The 17,349-nt window shown below is 43.2% G+C and carries 11 protein-coding genes and 1 pseudogene; 11 read left to right on the forward strand and 1 reads right to left on the reverse strand.

All coding sequences use genetic code 11. The features are described from left to right. Window positions 1–7: 7 nt before the first annotated feature. From KFE98_00110 to KFE98_00145, 8 genes and pseudogenes are all read left to right on the forward strand, one after another. Window positions 8–1,288: a hypothetical protein gene (locus tag KFE98_00110; protein ID UTW62599.1), complete on the forward strand. Its 1,281-nt coding sequence runs from the start codon at window positions 8–10 to the stop codon at window positions 1,286–1,288. A gap of 27 nt (window positions 1,289–1,315) precedes the next feature. Then, window positions 1,316–2,778, forward strand: a pseudogene (gene nhaC / locus KFE98_00115) (Na+/H+ antiporter NhaC). A gap of 62 nt (window positions 2,779–2,840) precedes the next feature. Further along, complete coding sequence (locus KFE98_00120; GenBank protein ID UTW62600.1) at window positions 2,841–3,992, forward strand: porin; 1,152 nt, start codon at window positions 2,841–2,843, stop codon at window positions 3,990–3,992. 241 nt (window positions 3,993–4,233) lie between these two features. After that, complete coding sequence (locus KFE98_00125; GenBank protein UTW62601.1) at window positions 4,234–5,697, forward strand: T9SS type A sorting domain-containing protein; 1,464 nt, start codon at window positions 4,234–4,236, stop codon at window positions 5,695–5,697. A gap of 62 nt (window positions 5,698–5,759) precedes the next feature. Continuing rightward, window positions 5,760–6,494 (forward strand): hypothetical protein, encoded by a 735-nt coding sequence (locus tag KFE98_00130; protein ID UTW62602.1) that lies wholly within the window; start codon window positions 5,760–5,762, stop codon window positions 6,492–6,494. Between the two features lie 97 nt (window positions 6,495–6,591). Further along, window positions 6,592–7,632: a histidine kinase gene (locus KFE98_00135; protein ID UTW62603.1), complete on the forward strand. Its 1,041-nt coding sequence runs from the start codon at window positions 6,592–6,594 to the stop codon at window positions 7,630–7,632. Further along, window positions 7,622–8,308, forward strand: a complete 687-nt coding sequence (locus KFE98_00140; GenBank protein ID UTW62604.1) for a response regulator transcription factor — start codon at window positions 7,622–7,624, stop codon at window positions 8,306–8,308. Before KFE98_00135 ends, KFE98_00140 begins: the two co-directional genes overlap by 11 nt. 1,397 nt (window positions 8,309–9,705) lie before the next feature. Next, entirely contained in the window at window positions 9,706–11,874 is a 2,169-nt protein-coding gene (locus KFE98_00145) for a T9SS type A sorting domain-containing protein (protein UTW62605.1), read from the forward strand. A 78-nt stretch (window positions 11,875–11,952) separates the two neighbouring features. Here KFE98_00145 and KFE98_00150 read toward each other — a convergent pair whose 3' ends face one another. Continuing rightward, window positions 11,953–13,317 carry a saccharopine dehydrogenase NADP-binding domain-containing protein gene (locus tag KFE98_00150; GenBank protein ID UTW62606.1) on the reverse strand — a complete coding sequence of 455 codons (1,365 nt, stop codon included), beginning with the start codon at window positions 13,315–13,317 and terminating at the stop codon, window positions 11,953–11,955. A gap of 63 nt (window positions 13,318–13,380) precedes the next feature. Here KFE98_00150 and KFE98_00155 point away from each other — a divergent pair, with 63 nt between their 5' ends. The 3 genes from KFE98_00155 to pckA all read left to right on the forward strand — a co-directional run bounded on the left by KFE98_00155 (window position 13,381) and on the right by pckA (window position 16,592). Next, the gene (locus KFE98_00155; GenBank protein UTW62607.1) at window positions 13,381–14,340 is read left to right on the forward strand and encodes a DUF4476 domain-containing protein; all 960 of its coding nucleotides are present in this window, start codon (window positions 13,381–13,383) and stop codon (window positions 14,338–14,340) included. Between the two features lie 111 nt (window positions 14,341–14,451). Beyond that, the gene (locus KFE98_00160; protein ID UTW62608.1) at window positions 14,452–14,844 is read left to right on the forward strand and encodes a DUF423 domain-containing protein; all 393 of its coding nucleotides are present in this window, start codon (window positions 14,452–14,454) and stop codon (window positions 14,842–14,844) included. Between the two features lie 134 nt (window positions 14,845–14,978). After that, the gene (gene pckA, locus KFE98_00165; protein UTW62609.1) at window positions 14,979–16,592 is read left to right on the forward strand and encodes a phosphoenolpyruvate carboxykinase (ATP); all 1,614 of its coding nucleotides are present in this window, start codon (window positions 14,979–14,981) and stop codon (window positions 16,590–16,592) included. The last annotated feature ends 757 nt before the right edge of the window (window positions 16,593–17,349 follow it).

A 17,349-nucleotide genomic window follows, 5' to 3' on the forward strand; every position in this document is an offset into this window, starting at 1 on the left:
CCGCTTATTGCGAAAAGTGGGAAACTGGAAGAAATACAGCTTAGCGACTCAGGTCGGAATAAGTGCACTGGCTTACTTGCTTATCAGCTATTTTCTGAGTCGGACGCAATTCCTTCCCTTTATCGCAGCTTACTCCGTTTTGTTTCTGGCCTTTTGGAAATTGTATTCTTCCATCTCCTGGAAAGTTGGATTTCTGGTTGCGGTTGGATTTCGATTACTGGTGTTGTTTTCCATTCCTGTGTTAAGTGACGACTACCTGCGTTTTTTGTGGGATGGTCGCTTGCAATTCGAGGGTTTAAATCCTTACCTATTTACCCCCCAACACATCTATAATCAATTCAACTATTCGAGTATGGATGGCTGGTATATCGCCATGAACTCGCCTAATTACTACACCGTTTATCCTCCCTTCAACCAGTACCTGTTTGCTTTATCCGGCTGGATTGAAAATGAACGGCTGGCGATATTGGCCTTAAAGTTGCCTCTCTTTTTCGCAGAAATAGGCACCCTTATTCTCCTGCCCAAACTTCTCAAAACCTACGGTCTCTCCCGAAAAAACACCTTACTGTATGCCTTAAATCCACTGGTAGTTCTCGAAATCTGTGGAAGCCTGCATTACGAAGGGATCATGATCTTTTTTCTCGTGGCCTCACTATATGCTATCCGAATTAATCGATGGATTTTTGGGGCCTTATTGTTTGGCCTGGCAGTAAGTACCAAATTGATTCCCTTGATGTTTTTGCCCCTTCTTATCCGAGAAATAGGTTGGCGTAAAACGATTGCTTTTTCAGCCCTCGTGTTGGGGACATTAGGTGTGACTTTTATTCCCTATCTCACCGAAGAATTGATCGCCAATTTGGGTAGTAGTTTGGACCTCTACTTTCGATCCTTCTCGTTTAATGGTGGCGTTTACTCTCTGCTGAATGCGGTATTGCCCAAAAGCTGGAATGGATATATCGGATTCACCCTACTCCTTTTCCCCATTTCCTTGATTGCCTACTTTGTCTTTGGTCCCCGTCGCTCGCCAGAGCTTCCACGCCGGATGGTCCTGCTGCAAAGTGTTTATTATTTCTTTTCCGCCGTGGTCCACCCCTGGTACCTCACCACAGTTCTGGCATTCAATATTTTTAAACCCTTACGTTTCGTTATTGCCTGGTCCTTTTTAGTTGGACTTTCTTACTTCACCTACCGAGGCTTTCCGTATTTGGAAAGTCCATGGATCATTGGAATCGAATATGCTCTGCTCCTTCTGTTTTTAGCCTATGACTGGGGCCGTCAGAAAACCTAACTCGAAATAAATACCTTTGACCGACGCATGAAACAACAACATTCCCTATCTCTTTTTGAGGCCTTTCTTCCGATTGTAATTCTCATTGCTCTTTTGAGCTTGAATGTTTTCTTTTTTGGTGACGACACCTTATCCGGGTCTAATCAAATGGCTTTGTTCCTGGCTGCTGCCATTGGAATTGGTATTGGATTTCGGCACAAAATTTCATTTGACCTCATGCTTAAAGCGGTGGCGCACAATATTTCCACGACACTGGGCGCCATTCTCATTCTGCTAATTATTGGAGCCCTGGCGGGAACCTGGATGATAAGCGGGACAATTCCTACACTCATTGTTTATGGTTTAAAGCTTTTGAGCCCCACCTATTTTCTAGTAACGGCTTCCATTTTGTGTGCAGTGATTAGTGTTGTATCAGGAAGTTCCTGGAGTACTATTGCCACCATTGGCGTTGCTCTATTAGGGATTGGAAAGGCGCTTGGATTTTCAGAAGCAGTGGTGGCTGGTGCCATTATTAGCGGAGCCTATTTTGGAGACAAAATGTCGCCACTCAGTGATACCACCAACCTCGCCTCAGCAGTAGCAGGTGCGGACCTCTTTGTACACATTCGTTACATGATGTACACCACCATCCCATCATTTGGAATCAACCTCATCATCTTTCTATTCATTGGATTCTTTTACCAACCGGAGTCCCTTACCCTCGGGGTCGACGAATTGGCCGGTGCCATCTCCTCCACCTTCGTAGTTTCTCCATTGTTGATGCTGGTACCCATCATTACCATTGTGCTTATCATCTTAAAAATGAAACCCCTGGTAGTTCTCTTTTTGAGTACCCTGACCGGAGCGCTGTTTGCCTTGGTTTTTCAACCAGACGTTATTTCAGCCGTGGGTGGTAACACCTCCTATTGGGCTTCCGGATACAAGGCCGTCATGCAAGCTATGACCGTGGATACGGTTGTGAGCACAGGACATAAAGAAATTGACGATCTACTCTCTACCGGCGGAATGAGTGGCATGCTCAATACCGTTTGGCTCATTTTGAGCGCACTTACCTTTGGCGGAGTTATGGAAAGTATTGGGGCTCTTCACCGAATCTCTTCTATGTTGCTCTCCGGAGCACGTCAAGTGGGCTCGTTGATTGCCACAGCTACCGGAACTTGTCTCTTTATCAACCTAACGGCCTCGGATCAGTACCTGGCCTTGGTTATTCCTGGCAAGATGTACGAGAAGCCCTTTCGCGATGCAGGTTTAGCTCCTCAAAACCTAAGTAGAACCTTGGAAGATTCTGGAACTGTAACATCCGTCCTTATCCCTGGAATACCTGTGGTGCAACTCAATCGGCGGTATTGGGAGTCGCTACTTTTGCTTATTTACCCTATTGTTTCTTCAACTACATAAGTCCGATAATGACCATTGCTTTTGGGTTGTTGAGAATCAAGTTGGCCAGAACATCACCCTTCAAAAGGTATAAACCAAGAGAATACCCCTGAAGATCAAAAGAGCTGAATCAATCACAAACCCACTTTAAAGAATGAACATTCAAAATTCACATATGCCCTCATATTGGGTTATATTCGTAGGAAAAGCCCTCATGAAGAACCTGACTACTTTGCTTTTATTGGGGTTAGCACTGCCCCTATTTTCTGTGGCGCAAACTGACTCCACCCAAAAATCAACCGGAAAATTTGACTACACCTTTTACATAGATGCTTATTACAGCTATGATTTCAACCGACCCTATGATCATGAGAGATCTGAATTTATTTACCAATACAACCAGCACAACCAGTTTAGCATCAACATGGCGGTAGCTAACGTCAACTACAAAAACGGAAACCTTACCGCCAATCTGGGATTAAATGCGGGAGATTTTCCTCAACGAAATATGGGTAACGAACGGGATCTCATCCGCTATTTGTACCAAGCCAACATCTCCTACAAATTCTTCAAGAAATGGGAATTTACGGTAGGAATGTTCCCCTCTCACCTCGGATTTGAGTCAGCCTTATCTTATGACAACTTTGTAGTGAGTCATAGCTTGGCCTCCGAGTGGACTCCTTACTACCTGGCCGGAGCCAAAATTGCCTTTACTCCTTCTAAAAAGTGGGCCTTTTCCTTCACCGGAGCGAATGCCGGACAGCGCGTAGGTTCGGTTCCCGGTATCAATAATAAATTACTCGGCCTACAAGCCACCTGGACTCCTAACGACAAGGTGCTGATCAACTACAGCAATGCCTACTTTAGCGAACAACCTGATTCCTTAAAACGCTCTATTTTCTACAACAATCTTTACGCAACCTTCAAGCTCACCAAAAAGCTGGACTTAATCACAGGAATTGACCTGGGGATTCAGGAAGAGCCAAATGATTCGACCTTCCACACGGTTGCCGTTGCAACGGCCATTGCCCGTTACCAATTTGCCAAAAAATGGGCCGTTGCCGGGCGATTTGAATTTTACAATGATCCCGACAACTTGGTTGTTCCTGCAGCTACCACAGGAAATGCTTTTGTTACTTCCTGTTCTTCTTTGAATCTGGATTACCAGCCAATGGATAGACTCAAAATTCGTTTGGAAGGACGGTACTTTTCTTCTGAAAAACCGCTATTCAGAGACGATACAGACTTTGATCCCAATTCCTCTACAACGGTACGATACACCAATCAGGATTTGAATTTGCTACTCTCCATTCAGGCCAGTTTCTGAGCATCAATGAGAAAGCCATACAATGGCATAATTTGGAGTTGATCGTGTACGAATTCAAAGCAATTCCTCACAAATCGTAAATGGAAGACAATCAATTCGCTATTGCAAATAGCACTGATAATCAAGTACTTTTATTTTGAAGTAAGTTCGAGTATCTCGTAGTGACACCTTAAACAAGGATTTCAATTCCTACTCAATCACGACGGAGACTTGGATCCATTACCAAATCGTTATTTGAATCATGAAAACCGCTACGAAATTCCTGGCCATCTTATCCTTTCTTATGAGTCCAGCTCTGCTATTGGCTCAAACCCAAACCTGGGCAATTAGTTTTGGGAACTCACCACTTTACAACATTCCCCATGATATCTCTATTAACCCCAATGGAGAGCTTCTAATCACCGGTGACCTGTCGGACACCACCACCATTCATGGCAACCATTTGGCCGTTGGCGGATTTGCCGTGGGTCTGGATGATTCTGGAAAAACTACCCGGGCTTTAAATGAATCCGTTCATGCCAATCAAGGCCTTCAGGATAAGCATGGAAACTACTACGTATATGGTAGCAGAGGGTCACAATTGCAGGCTCTAACCAAATTTTCGCCAGCCGATACAGCTCTTTGGACCCAATCCATTTTATACACTTTTGGTCAGGCCCTCAACTTTGACAGCAAAGGCTATCTTATCGCTGGGCATGGTTATCGCGATTCTATTGTGGTCCAGAAAGTAGATCCGGCTTCAGGTTCAGTCATCTGGTCTGTAAAAAAGAATTACCCCGGAAGCATTGGAGGATTAATGGTCGCATCGGCCACCGTTGATAACCAAGACAACATTTACGTATGTTATGGTCAACCCAATTACGCGCGAATTACGAGAATTCTTAAGCTTAGTCCTTCGGGCCAGGAATTGGATTCGTTGGAAATCGGAAAAAAAGTGAGCCATGGTCGCCTATCCTTTTCAGGTGACCACCTTTATTTTGCTGGTAACTTCTTTGATACTCTAAACTATTCCAACACCACCGTAATTAATCCACACAACGTATTGGATGCCTTCGTTTATAAGATCGATACCAAGCTCGATGTAAAAGGACACGTTCACCTGCAAAGCAAGCACGCCGTTGAAGTTAAAGATATTGCCACCGATGGAGCCGGAGGAGTATTTGTGGTAGGTCATACCCGCGATAGTCTCTATTACAACCAAAATCTTATCGTATCCGGCCGTCCTGCCTTCGAGCGTTCCTTTTTGATCAAAATGGATGAGGATTTGAAAATGGACTGGCTCTATGAACCTACTTCAGATAGAGCTACCGGAGAGACTTTATGTGCAAGCACATCCCATGTATATATGGCGGGGACAGCAAGAGTGACGAGTAACATTCATGGTACCCCGGTGAATGAAGGCCAGATTTTCGTTGCCAAAATTGAAAACACCCCCTATACCCAGTCCATCGAAAACCTAACCGCTGTAGATCCTATAAAAGTTTACCCAAATCCAACCCAGGGAAACATGCAAATAGTTTCTTCAGACGAAGCTATTCAGTCCATTTCAATCTATGCTTTCAATGGCCAACTGATGGATAAGGTAGCTCCAAATCATTCGAACAATAAGCTTCAAGTGGATATTTCTCATCTACCTGCAGGATGTTATATTCTTCAAATCCAAAACGATAAGCATTTGCAAACCAGCCGAATAATTAAACAATAAGATTCGAAGGTTTTAGTTAACTTTAAAACTGAAAATCCTGGAGACAGGTAAATAAATTGACCATGATTAAACACCTTCTTTTACTATCAGCTGTCGGGCTCCTTTTAGCCGGATGCAAAAAGGAAGAGGTGGATATACCCGCCAACCCCAATTACTCTTTTTTTTTCGGAACCACTGAGCCCAACATCAAAATCACTCCTTTTCAGGAAACCGACGAACTCAAAATCAATTACTCCATTCCGGCCTCGAAAACCATCCGTTTAACCGACGACAAACGTTACAGTCTACAGTTTTCGATCAATCGAAACAAGTGGGGCAATCAAGCTTCGATTAACGTTAGGCCTAATGGCGGAACTGAAATATGGATGGAAGAGGTTTCTGACAGTATTTGGCAGTACCAGAGACTTCGAGATTCGGTCAATTATGAATATGTTCAATTCAATAAAAATTCAAATCATCAAGTTCCAAGTACTGCAGAACACTTTAGACTATTGGCCATATCCCCGGTTTCATACCCTTTATCTGGCTCGGCAGGCCAATCGCCCAAAGAGCCGGTACCTTCTACCAAATGGGGTAAAGAATTGACCTATTTCTTTTCTCACACGGCAGGAAGACATTACGAGACTCCAGACGTACTCACCTACATCGACCTTCAATCTCAATGGGATTATGACGAATTTCAGTACCTCGGCTTTAGAATTCCCGCTGAAAACGGTTATCGCTATGGTTGGATAAAGTTGGCCATCGAGACCCAGCCTATGGTAGTAAAATTTGAACAGCTCGCCCTGGAGCGATAGAATTCGCAGACAAATCCTGGCGATTTGCAGATCGCTTTTTTAAAAACTGTAGAATCACGGCAGTTTTGATTCATGAAATTTTTAAAATTGATCACTCATGAATAAGACAGTTGTTATTCTACTCCATGCGGGGTACTGGTTTTGTTACCTTCTATTATTGGCCATTTTATTTGCGGCTGCCAACGCGATACCTAATGCTCCAGATCCAATCTATCAGATGAAACTGGTAGGGGTTTCCATTTTAATGCCTTCCCTAATTTCATTCTACATTTTTTATTTCGTCCTTTTTAATCGGTTTCTTCAACCCAGAAAATGGGGCCTTTTTATTCTTTCTGCCGGAGTGGTTTCGGCGGTTGCTGGACTGCTTGCTGCAGGACTCGCCGAAGTTATTGTTGCCGCTCAATTTTCTGTTCCTCCTCGTAAAATTACAGCCTGGGATATTTTCGGATTCCTCGCATTTGTGGCCTTGGTCAATGGAATTCTTGCCCTGGTTCTTAAAGGGTTCGTTACCTGGTTTAAAGAAATTCGGGTGAAGGATGAATTGAAGCAGAAAAACCTTCAGGTGGAAATGAATCTCGTAAAATCACAGTTACAGCCTCACTTTCTGTTTAACACGATAAATAATATTGACGTGCTCATCAATCGCAATCCGGAAAAGGCTTCGAACTACCTGCAAAAGCTCTCAGAATTGATGCGCTTTATGCTGTATGAAACCAAGGCCGATAAAATTCCATTGAGTCAAGAAATACAATACATAGAACGTTACCTCGACTTACAGCGTATTCGTTCTGCCAATGCTGATTTTATCAAGTACGAAATTGAGGGTTCCTCAGAAGGACTTCAAATTGCTCCCATGATTTTCATACCGATCATTGAGAATGCCTTTAAACACAGCGGCAACAAAAAAGAAACTGATGCCATTTCGATCGCCTTTCGCATCACCAATCAGCAAATCACGTTAAATTGCAAAAACCTCATTCAGGAAAAAGAAGTGTCCATGGAAGAACAGGAAGGCTTAGGCAAACAACTCATTGAAAAACGCTTAAACCTGCTTTATCCAAATAAGCACCTCATTCAACAAGGAAAAAATGAGCGTTGTTATCATGTTACATTAACCCTGGATCTGAATGAAAATTAACTGCGTCATCATAGAAGACGAGCCCCTGGCGATGGAGCGGCTTGTTACTTATGTGGAAAAACTTCCTCAGCTTCAGCTTAAAGCCACCTTTAGTCAGGCCCTTGAAGGCATGGACTACCTAAAGCAGCATCCTACGGATCTGCTTTTTCTGGATATTAACCTGGATGAAATAAGTGGTATCCAACTGCTCGAAAACATTCGTTTTGAAGGAGAAGTGGTATTGACAACAGCCTATGATCAATATGCCTTAAAAGGCTATGAACTTCAGGTAACCGATTACTTACTCAAGCCTTTTGGATTGGACCGGTTTGTACAAGCCGTGGACAAAGTGCAACAGAACCTTCTCCTAAAAGCAGGCAAATCAGATCAGGAATTTGTTTTTATCAAAACCGAAAACCGACTGGAGAAAGTGATGCTTGACGAAATTCTATATGTTGAGGGTATGCGGGATTACCGCCGCATCCATACCACACGCAAGCGCATCATGACTTTGCAAACCTTTAGCGAAATGGAAAGTCTGATACCGACTCAAAAGCTGATTCGAGTGCATAAATCCTGGATGGTTGCGCCAAGCAAAATCGACTCTATTGAGCGAAATCGAATCCAAATTGGAGAAATTCGAATTCCTATTTCTGACAGCTATCGGAAGGACTTTTTTGAGCGAATCACACTTTAGTTTTTTGAATTCGGTCGAATCGGCTTTGAATTCGGTCAAATCAACTTAATATCATGATTATTAGTCACCTAATTTTGAATCATCCAATGTTATTTGACTATGAACACTCGCAATCTACCTATCAACCTTCAACCCAACTTTGGAATTCTAATAGCCTTTGCTCTTATTTTAAGCCTTGGATTGAATGTTCTTGCTCAAGATAAATCAAGCTCCCTCCACTTTGTAGAAAACCAGGGTCAAATTACCAACCAACATGGCCAAAATCAAAGAAGTATTGCCTTTTCGGGTGAAACCGAGAACATGGCTTTCTTTCTGAGTAAAAAAGGTATTTCCTTCCAACTTTATCGCCTGGATCAGGCAGCAGACTTCGAAGGAAAGACCATGGACGAATTTGTAACCAGTCAAATCACCTCCTACCGAATTGAGCAAAAGTGGCTAAATGCCAATCCTGAGGTTAAGATCTTTGCCAGAAGTCAGCGATCCGATTACCTCAACTATTTCAAAAACGGGACTCATCACTTTCAGACCTCTTTGTATGACAGCGTGCGTTACCAAGACCTTTATCCTGGAATAGACCTTATCTATTATGGGGTTCGAAACCAGCTCAAATATGATTTGCTGGTTCAACCAGGACAGGACCCCAATCAAATTCAATGGAAATATGAAGGAGCCCATCAAATATCGATTGACCCTACTACCCAAGAATTGATCATTCAAACTCCCTTAGGGCCCATTAAAGAAGCTCCTCCTATTGCCTACCAGAATAACAAAGAGATCCCAATTAGCTGGGCACTTAACGATGGAATTATAAGCTTTGAATTGGGGTCATTCGATCCAAGCCTCCCTTTGGTTATTGATCCCTTACTTCGATCTTGGGGCACCTATATGGGTGGTCCATTAACTGAAAAATCTCGCTTCTTGAATATCGATGATTCAGGATCAGTGTACATCATGGGGCATACCTTTTCTGCAAGCTCCATCGCAACTACCGGTAGTTATCAGAACAGCCATTCAGGAGTTCAGGATGCTTTCCTGGCAAAATTTGATTCAAATGGAACCCGAATTTGGGCTACTTATTACGGAACTACAGGCGACGACCGGGCAACAAGCTGTGCCTTTTCCCACAATCAAAATGTGGTGATGACCGGACAAATTGGAGGCGGTTCAGGACAAGAGGCCATTTTAGCCAAGTTCAGAAAAGACGGATCTCTTATTTGGGGCAAAACTTTTGGAGGCCCGGAAATGATTACGGTGCCACTTGCTTGGTGGATTCGAGTTACAACATCTACATTCTTGGCCAAACGAACTCCAGCATTGGTATTGCTACCTCAAATACCCATCAAACCAATATTGGTGGAAGCTACGACATGTTTATCTCCCAATTCGACAGCAGTGGTGTGCAAAAATGGGGAACTTATTGTGGTGGTGCGGGAACGGAAAGAGCCATATTCGGATTTCTGGACAACCACGAGAATTTATTCATCACAGGCTTTACAACGTCTCCATCAGGAATATCTACGACCGGATCGCACCAAGCTAACCTCGGTGGTAACAGCGACGCCTTTTTATTAAAATTCGGCACCAATGGCCAGAGGATTTGGGGAACCTATCTCGGAGGCACCCAGGAGGATCGAGGCATTTGCTGCTCCTATGATCCTTCTGGAATCATTTATGTTTCCGGATACATGAATTCATCGGGTTTGGGTACAAGCGGAAGTTTTCAAGACCAAAAAAACACAGCTTTTCTTTCCGACGGATTCCTCGCCAAGTTTGACACTGCAGGTACTTTGGATTGGTTCACCTATTATGGAGGTAATGGACAGGATATAGCAAGGTCTTGTATGCTGGATGATTCTATGAATGTTGATTTAGTAGGATTCACCGCCATGGGTCTGGATAGCACCAGCACAACTGGTGTGCACCAACCTACCTATGGAGGTAGCCAGGATGCCTTTTGGGCGAAATTCAAAAAAGATGGCACCCGATTATCGGCCACCTATTATGGAGGTAATCAAACTGAATATGGCATGTTTGGCAAAGCCAGCGGAAACAGTTTCTACCTTCTTGGTTCGTCCCTTTCTCAAAGCGCCATTAGTACACCGGGAAGCCACCAAAGCGTAAATGGAGGTACAGAGGATGCCTTCTTAATTAAATTTAGAGAAAGCTGTCTGTTCTACCATGCAGTGGACACGGTGAGTTATTGCGATTCTCTTGTATCCCATACCGGACGTCATGTTTGGCGACAAAGTGGTTTCTATCAAGATACTCTGGTAATGAGTAATGGTTGTGACACCATTTACAGTTATCAATTGACAATTAACAACAGCCGGGTTCTAAGTGATACGGTCACCATTTGTCACGGCCAGATCTATACCTTTCCCGATGGAGACACCTCTTCCGTGCCATCCATTGACTCAAGCCTTTTCCAGGTTAAGGGTTGTGATAGCCTGATCATTACCCACCTCATGGTCAACTACCCCGTGGAAATATTTTTAGGGGCTTCCATATGCCAAGGCAAAACCTATACCTTCATCGACGGAGACACCTCAAGTCAATCTTCCATAGACACAAGTATTGTCCCAGGTCTAATTTGTGATACCATCTACTACACCAATCTCGAAGTAAATAGTCCAAAATTGATTAAGGATTCCAAGACCATTTGTCAAGGCTCGATTTTTACTTTCCCAGATGGAGACACATCAAGTATTCCCCAAATACACCTTAGCCTATTAAAAACAGCATCAGGTTGCGATAGTATAGTAGAAACTCAATTGAGTATTAGTCCAACCTACAACCGCAACGATACCATTGACCTGTGCGGTAAATCCACACACACCCTGCCCGATGGCAGGACAGTCAATTCTTCAGGAAACTACACCAGCCGGTTAACAAGTATTCTGGGATGTGACAGCGTCGTCATTACAAAATTGAGTTTTAACGAACCAAGTTCACAGCATCAAAAGGCCGTGATTTGCCCTGGCGAAGTTTTCGTTTTCCCTGATGGAGATACAAGCACGGTCTCCCATATCGATACTTCCTATTTTCTATCTCATAAACAATGCGATAGCCTAATTATTACGGAACTTAAGGTTGAAGCAATTGATACGAGCGTAATCACGAGTGGAAACAACTTGAGAGCCGGTGACACCTCAGCTACTCAATATCAATGGATTAATTGCGAGACAGGGGCAATAATCCCCCAATTTACGGGCCCAACATTTACCCCTCCAAACAACGGCAGCTACGCCATGATCATTTTCCAAAATGAGTGTCAGGATTCCTCCTCGTGCTATGCTTTCGAAACTGTAGGATTGAAATCACTACAAAGGAATAATGACGTTATCATTTACCCCAATCCGACCCATCAAAATCTGACCCTGGAATTAGATCAAGTTGTTTCAGAGCTGGTTGTTACCGTCTATAATCCTATTGGACAAGAAGTATTTCGCAAAACCTATCGCCACAAGAAGGAACTCAACCTGGAGTTGAAAGGATCCAATGGAGTTTACTGGCTGAATCTTGAAGCTGAAGGGATACACCAGCGTTTCAAGGTGATCAAACAATAAGATTTCTCAGATTCGAGAAACGAGACAAAGAGACCCGAAGATCAAGATTCGAGATTGAAGATTGAAACTTCGCCTTCGTTATTTCTCTTTCCAATAGAACTTAGGCGTCATCTCCTTTTCTTCGAATCGAACGCCATAGGTTTCTAATTCTTCGAGGATGGGATTGTAAATTTCCGGCGTAACCGGGCGACAAACACCTGTACTCTTGATCGTTCCGTTAGCAATCATTCTTACGGCAATACCTACTGGCAATCCTACGGTTTGGGCCATGGAAGTATAGGTTTGATCTTCTCCTTTTACGACCATGTGCGAAGTCATCATTTTCTTTTCACCTTCCGGAGTCTCCCAGCCGAATTTGTGCCACATCACAATCATGTCGCGGTCGTTTTCTTCGAGTTTCCATTTCTTTTCCAAAATGTGCTGTAGAATTTGAGCCGGAGTAGCATCCTGAATTCCAACCGGAGTATCGTCGAAAATACCCAACCAACTCAATTTATCCATAATGGTAGAATCCTGGGGAATGTTGAGGTAGTGCATCAACTTAAGTTCCACTGAATCATGGGTATTGTAGGCCAGAAAGGAATTGATGAATTCACGATGGGTCATGTTTTCCGAACCTTCCATCACATAGGTATCATCTGTAGCACCCAGCTTGACGAAAACATCCCAGGCTTTAGAAAATCCCGGGCGACGAAGCGTACCTCGGTAAATGGTAGGAATATCATCCAAGCCATAAACGGATCGGTAGCTTAAGGAATCGCGATTGGCATAACCTTCAAATGAACCATGCCCTTCGATTTCTATAAACTCGGTTCTTCTAAACAACTGGTGGTAAGGAATGTATTTGTACTTCCCTTCCTGAATGAATTTTGCAGCTCCCCCCTGTCCGGCGAGAACCACGTTTCTCGGGTTCCAAGTGAATTTATAATTCCAGGGATTGTTGTCACTTTCAGGAGCAATAAGACCTCCTGTAAATGATTCAAACAACAACATCTTGCCTTGATCTCCGCGAATTTGATCCAGAAGTTTCATAGCCGACATGTGATCAATTCCAGGATCTACTCCCATTTCCATCATCACAGTTACACCAGAATCTTTGGCCTTTTGGTGAAGTTCCAAAATATCGGGAGTGGCGTAGGAAGCCGTAACGACATGCTTTTTCATGGCGATGCAATCCCGAATGATTGTATGGTGCATACGAGCCGGAACCATAGAGATTACAATATCCGCTGCATGGATGAGTCCAAGCCGCTCCATATCGTCATTAATATCAAGGGAAGTAATACTCACCCGAGGATGATCACCAGCCTTCTCTTTTGCGAACTCTGGAAAGCGTTCTGCAATTGTAATTTTCCAATCCATTTCATCAGAAAAACGAATCAGGTAACGGATTAAGGAGGCGGAAGAACGGCCTGCGCCGATGAGCAAAATATTTTGTGGCATAATCTTTTGTAGAATTAGCTCTGTTGAACACTTATATTTGATGAAATCTAATTTGGTATAACCATGAAATCGCTACTTCTATTTTCCATGATTTCCTTCTTGGGAGTCTTTTATTCCTCGGCACAAAACTATTCGGATCTGGTCATTTTTTCAGCAGATGGACAAAAGATATTTGTTGAGGTAAACGGGAAACGATACAATGAAACCGCTGCAACCCAGGTGAGAGCCAGCGGGATAACCCAAGAGTTTGTAACGGTGAAAATAATATTTGCTGATGCCAGTAAACCTTCATTTACTAAAAATTTGCCCCTCAATCCAGGTATGGAAATCACGGCTCAAGTGGTATTAAACCGAAAAGGTGACTATAAATTGCGTTGGATGAGTGAAACAGCTCTACAAAATGCTCCAATGGTTCAAGAAGAGATATCTACGCCAGTATCAGAACCGGTAATGGAAACGACTGTTACCAGTCCAAGCTCAACCCAAACCACTACTACCACCACTATTAGCCATTCTACCCATAGCACTACTTCAAATCCTCAGAGTGCCCAGGTAAATATGAATGTGAATGTGGGTGGTGAATCAGTTAATGTAGGTGTAAGTGCCAATGAAATGGGCGCCAATACCAGCATGAACCAGAGCATGACCTATTCTGAAACGGTAACTACCACTACAACTACCTCTTCTTCAAGCCCTACTCTTACAGCAGTGGAAGAGCCCAAAACAGCAGGCGGATGTTACGCGATGGGTTTTGGTGATTTTAATAGCGCCAAGGAATCAATCCGCTCCAAATCTTTTGAGGACAGTAAATTCACCATGGCCAAGCAAATTATCAATGCCAATTGCATGAGTTCGGAGCAGGTAAAAGAGGTTATGGGATTGTTTACTTACGAAGACACCCGCTTGGATTTTGCCAAATTGGCCTACAAAAAGACTTCAGATCCAAACAACTATTACAAGGTTAATGATGCGTTTACCTTCGAATCTTCCATCGAAGAGCTAAACGAATTTATCAACCCTTAGAACCGCTCATCGAAAAAAAGGAGTTAATGGAAGTCCTCCGTGTTTTTTAACATGGACGGATGCATCTGTTTGCTATGTTTGCCGCTCGAAAAAAAGGGAACTGAGTCCAGAATGAATTTTTCGATAAAACGCACCCTCGCCTTTGCTTCGGCATCCGCCATGATAGCCGTGATCTTAGGAGCCCTGGCTGCTCATGCTCTCCCTCCTCATCTGTCAGAAACTCAAATGCACAGTTTTGAAACCGCGGTTCGTTTTCAGATGTACCACAGTTTAGCATTGCTGGCATTGCCGCTACTCAATTTAACCGGCATTTCAGTTTCCAAATGGGTTATTGGGTTGATGATGGCGGGGATTCTACTTTTCTCCGGATCCATCTACCTATTAGCTACCCGACCGATTACCGGTTTGCCCATTGGCTTTTTAGGGCCCGTAACGCCACTTGGTGGAGTTTGCCTGATTGCTTCCTGGGGATTGCTTTTCTGGAACATCCTTAAAAAGAAATAATTAACTATCCAAACCAATCAGCTAATGAAATTTACAAATACACATTGTTTAAAATCTATATGAAGAAATTGTAAAGGATAAAGCTTATTTAAAGTTACCTTTGCCGTCAATTTTTTTGAAAAAATTCAATGAAGATGAAAGAAACAGGAATGAAAGCCGAGAAGGCAACTGTTGCTGATTATGGAATTCAAGATGCCACTGCTCATTGGAACCTAACTCCAACCGAGTTGGCTAAGATTGCTGTTGAGGCCGGTCAGGCCCAAGAAACCAGCACTGGTGCCATCACCGTGGATACCGGAGAATTTACCGGACGTTCACCTAAGGACCGGTTTATCGTGAAAGACGAGCTCACCTCAGAAGCTATTTGGTGGGGTGATATTAACATTCCCTTCGATGCAGATAAGTTTGACGCACTTTACAACAAAGTGACTGAGTACCTGTCTGGAAAAGAAATTTACGTTCGTGACGCATACGTTTGTGCAGATCCTAACTACCGCATGAACTTGCGTGTGGTAAACGAATACCCTTGGTCAAACATGTTTGCTTACAACATGTTCCTTCGTCCAACTGAAGACGAGATTGCCAGCTTCGATCCAGAATGGACTGTGATCAACGCTCCAGGATTTATGGCTAACCCAGAGGTAGACGGAACCCGTCAGCACAACTTTGCTATTTTGAACTTTACTCGCAAAGTAGCCTTGATTGGTGGTACTGGATATACTGGTGAAATCAAAAAAGGAATTTTCTCTGCATTGAATTTCGTTCTTCCTCACTTGAAGAACACCTTGTCTATGCACTGCTCTGCCAACATTGGTAAAGGTGGTGATACGGCTATTTTCTTCGGACTTTCTGGTACTGGAAAAACCACTTTGTCTGCTGACCCAGAGCGTGAATTGATCGGTGACGATGAGCACGGATGGTCAGGTGAGAACACCATCTTCAACTTCGAAGGCGGATGCTACGCTAAGACTATTGATTTGTCTGCTGAAAAAGAGCCAGACATTTATAAAGCTATTAAGCCAGGTGCTTTGTTGGAAAACATCCGTTTCCACGAAGGAACCAATGAGGTAGACTACCACAACTCAGATGTAACTGAGAATACTCGTGTAAGCTACCCTATTTATCACATTGACAACATTGCTAAGCCATCTATCGGTCACAACCCGAAGAACATTTTCTTCTTGACCTGTGATGCTTACGGTGTATTACCTCCAATTTCAAAATTGACTCCAGGTCAAGCGGCTTACCAGTTCATTTCTGGATATACAGCTAAAGTAGCTGGTACAGAAGCTGGAATTACTGAGCCAGTAACGGCTTTCTCTGCTTGTTTTGGTGCTCCATTTATGCCATTGCACCCGACTGTATACGGTGAGATGCTTTCTCAAAAAATGCAAGATGCTGGTGTAAACGTTTGGTTGGTTAACACCGGATGGACTGGTGGACCTTACGGAATTGGAAATCGTATGAGCTTGAAATATACTCGTGCTATGATTACTGCTGCATTGAACGGTGAACTGGACAATGTATCTTTCGACAAGCACGAAATTTTCGGTTTGGAATTCCCAACTACTTGTCCAAATGTTGATGACAACGTGTTGAATCCTAAGAACACTTGGGAAGACAAAGCTGAGTACGATCGCAAAGCCAATGAATTGGCTGCTGCCTTCCGCAAAAACTTCGAGAAATTCGCTGAAAATGCAAGCGAAGAGATCTTAGCTGCTTCACCTAAAGTTGCTGAGAACGCTTAAGTCTCGAATACCCATATTTTTGAGAGCCCTGATTCGAAAGAGTCGGGGCTTTTTTTGCTTTATTCTTTCGGATCCTCCCTCTTTCGGATTTGAAATCCGAAAGGAGGAGCTACGGATTTGCAACTGCCTCATGACCGCAGGGGATAACCCGCCATTTTTATCTCAAGTAGATTATTCTCTATTAATTACCATCCATTGAGTTTTCGAAGGAATCGTTATTGGAGTATCAGGATTACAAATCCTGAGCTCATACTTCCGGATTTCAAATCCGGAAGAGGAAGAGAAAGGAAGAGGATGGCTAAGGGAGTGAAAGGGATACCTTGCTCCCAAGACTTAACAATATGGGCATCGAAACTTATTCCTTTTGAATAGACTAACTTGTGATCCCAACTGAATCCTTCCATGAAAGAAAATCATTACAACCTAACTCTTTGGAAAGCAATTAGAAGGTCCTTATCCATATTTGCAATTCTCTTGTTTCAGCTCGGATTCAATTCGATTTTCATCTTTGTTTTCCCATTACCTTCAGAGCTTGTCCTTATTGGTAATTTGATTTTCGGCCTCCTCATCATTCCCTACATTTTGCTGTTCCTCAACTATTGGTTTGATGCCAGAAAGGCTACCTTAATAGTAAGATATAACTCGTTAACCTATATCGATCAGCACGGGATAACCGAATTAACCAATTCTGAGATTGATTCATTCAAAATATACCACTCTTACCGTTTCAATTACAATCCGCCTTGGAATGAATTCC

The organism is bacterium SCSIO 12741 (assembly GCA_024398055.1).
Taxonomy (GTDB): domain Bacteria; phylum Bacteroidota; class Bacteroidia; order Flavobacteriales_G; family Salibacteraceae; genus SCSIO-12741.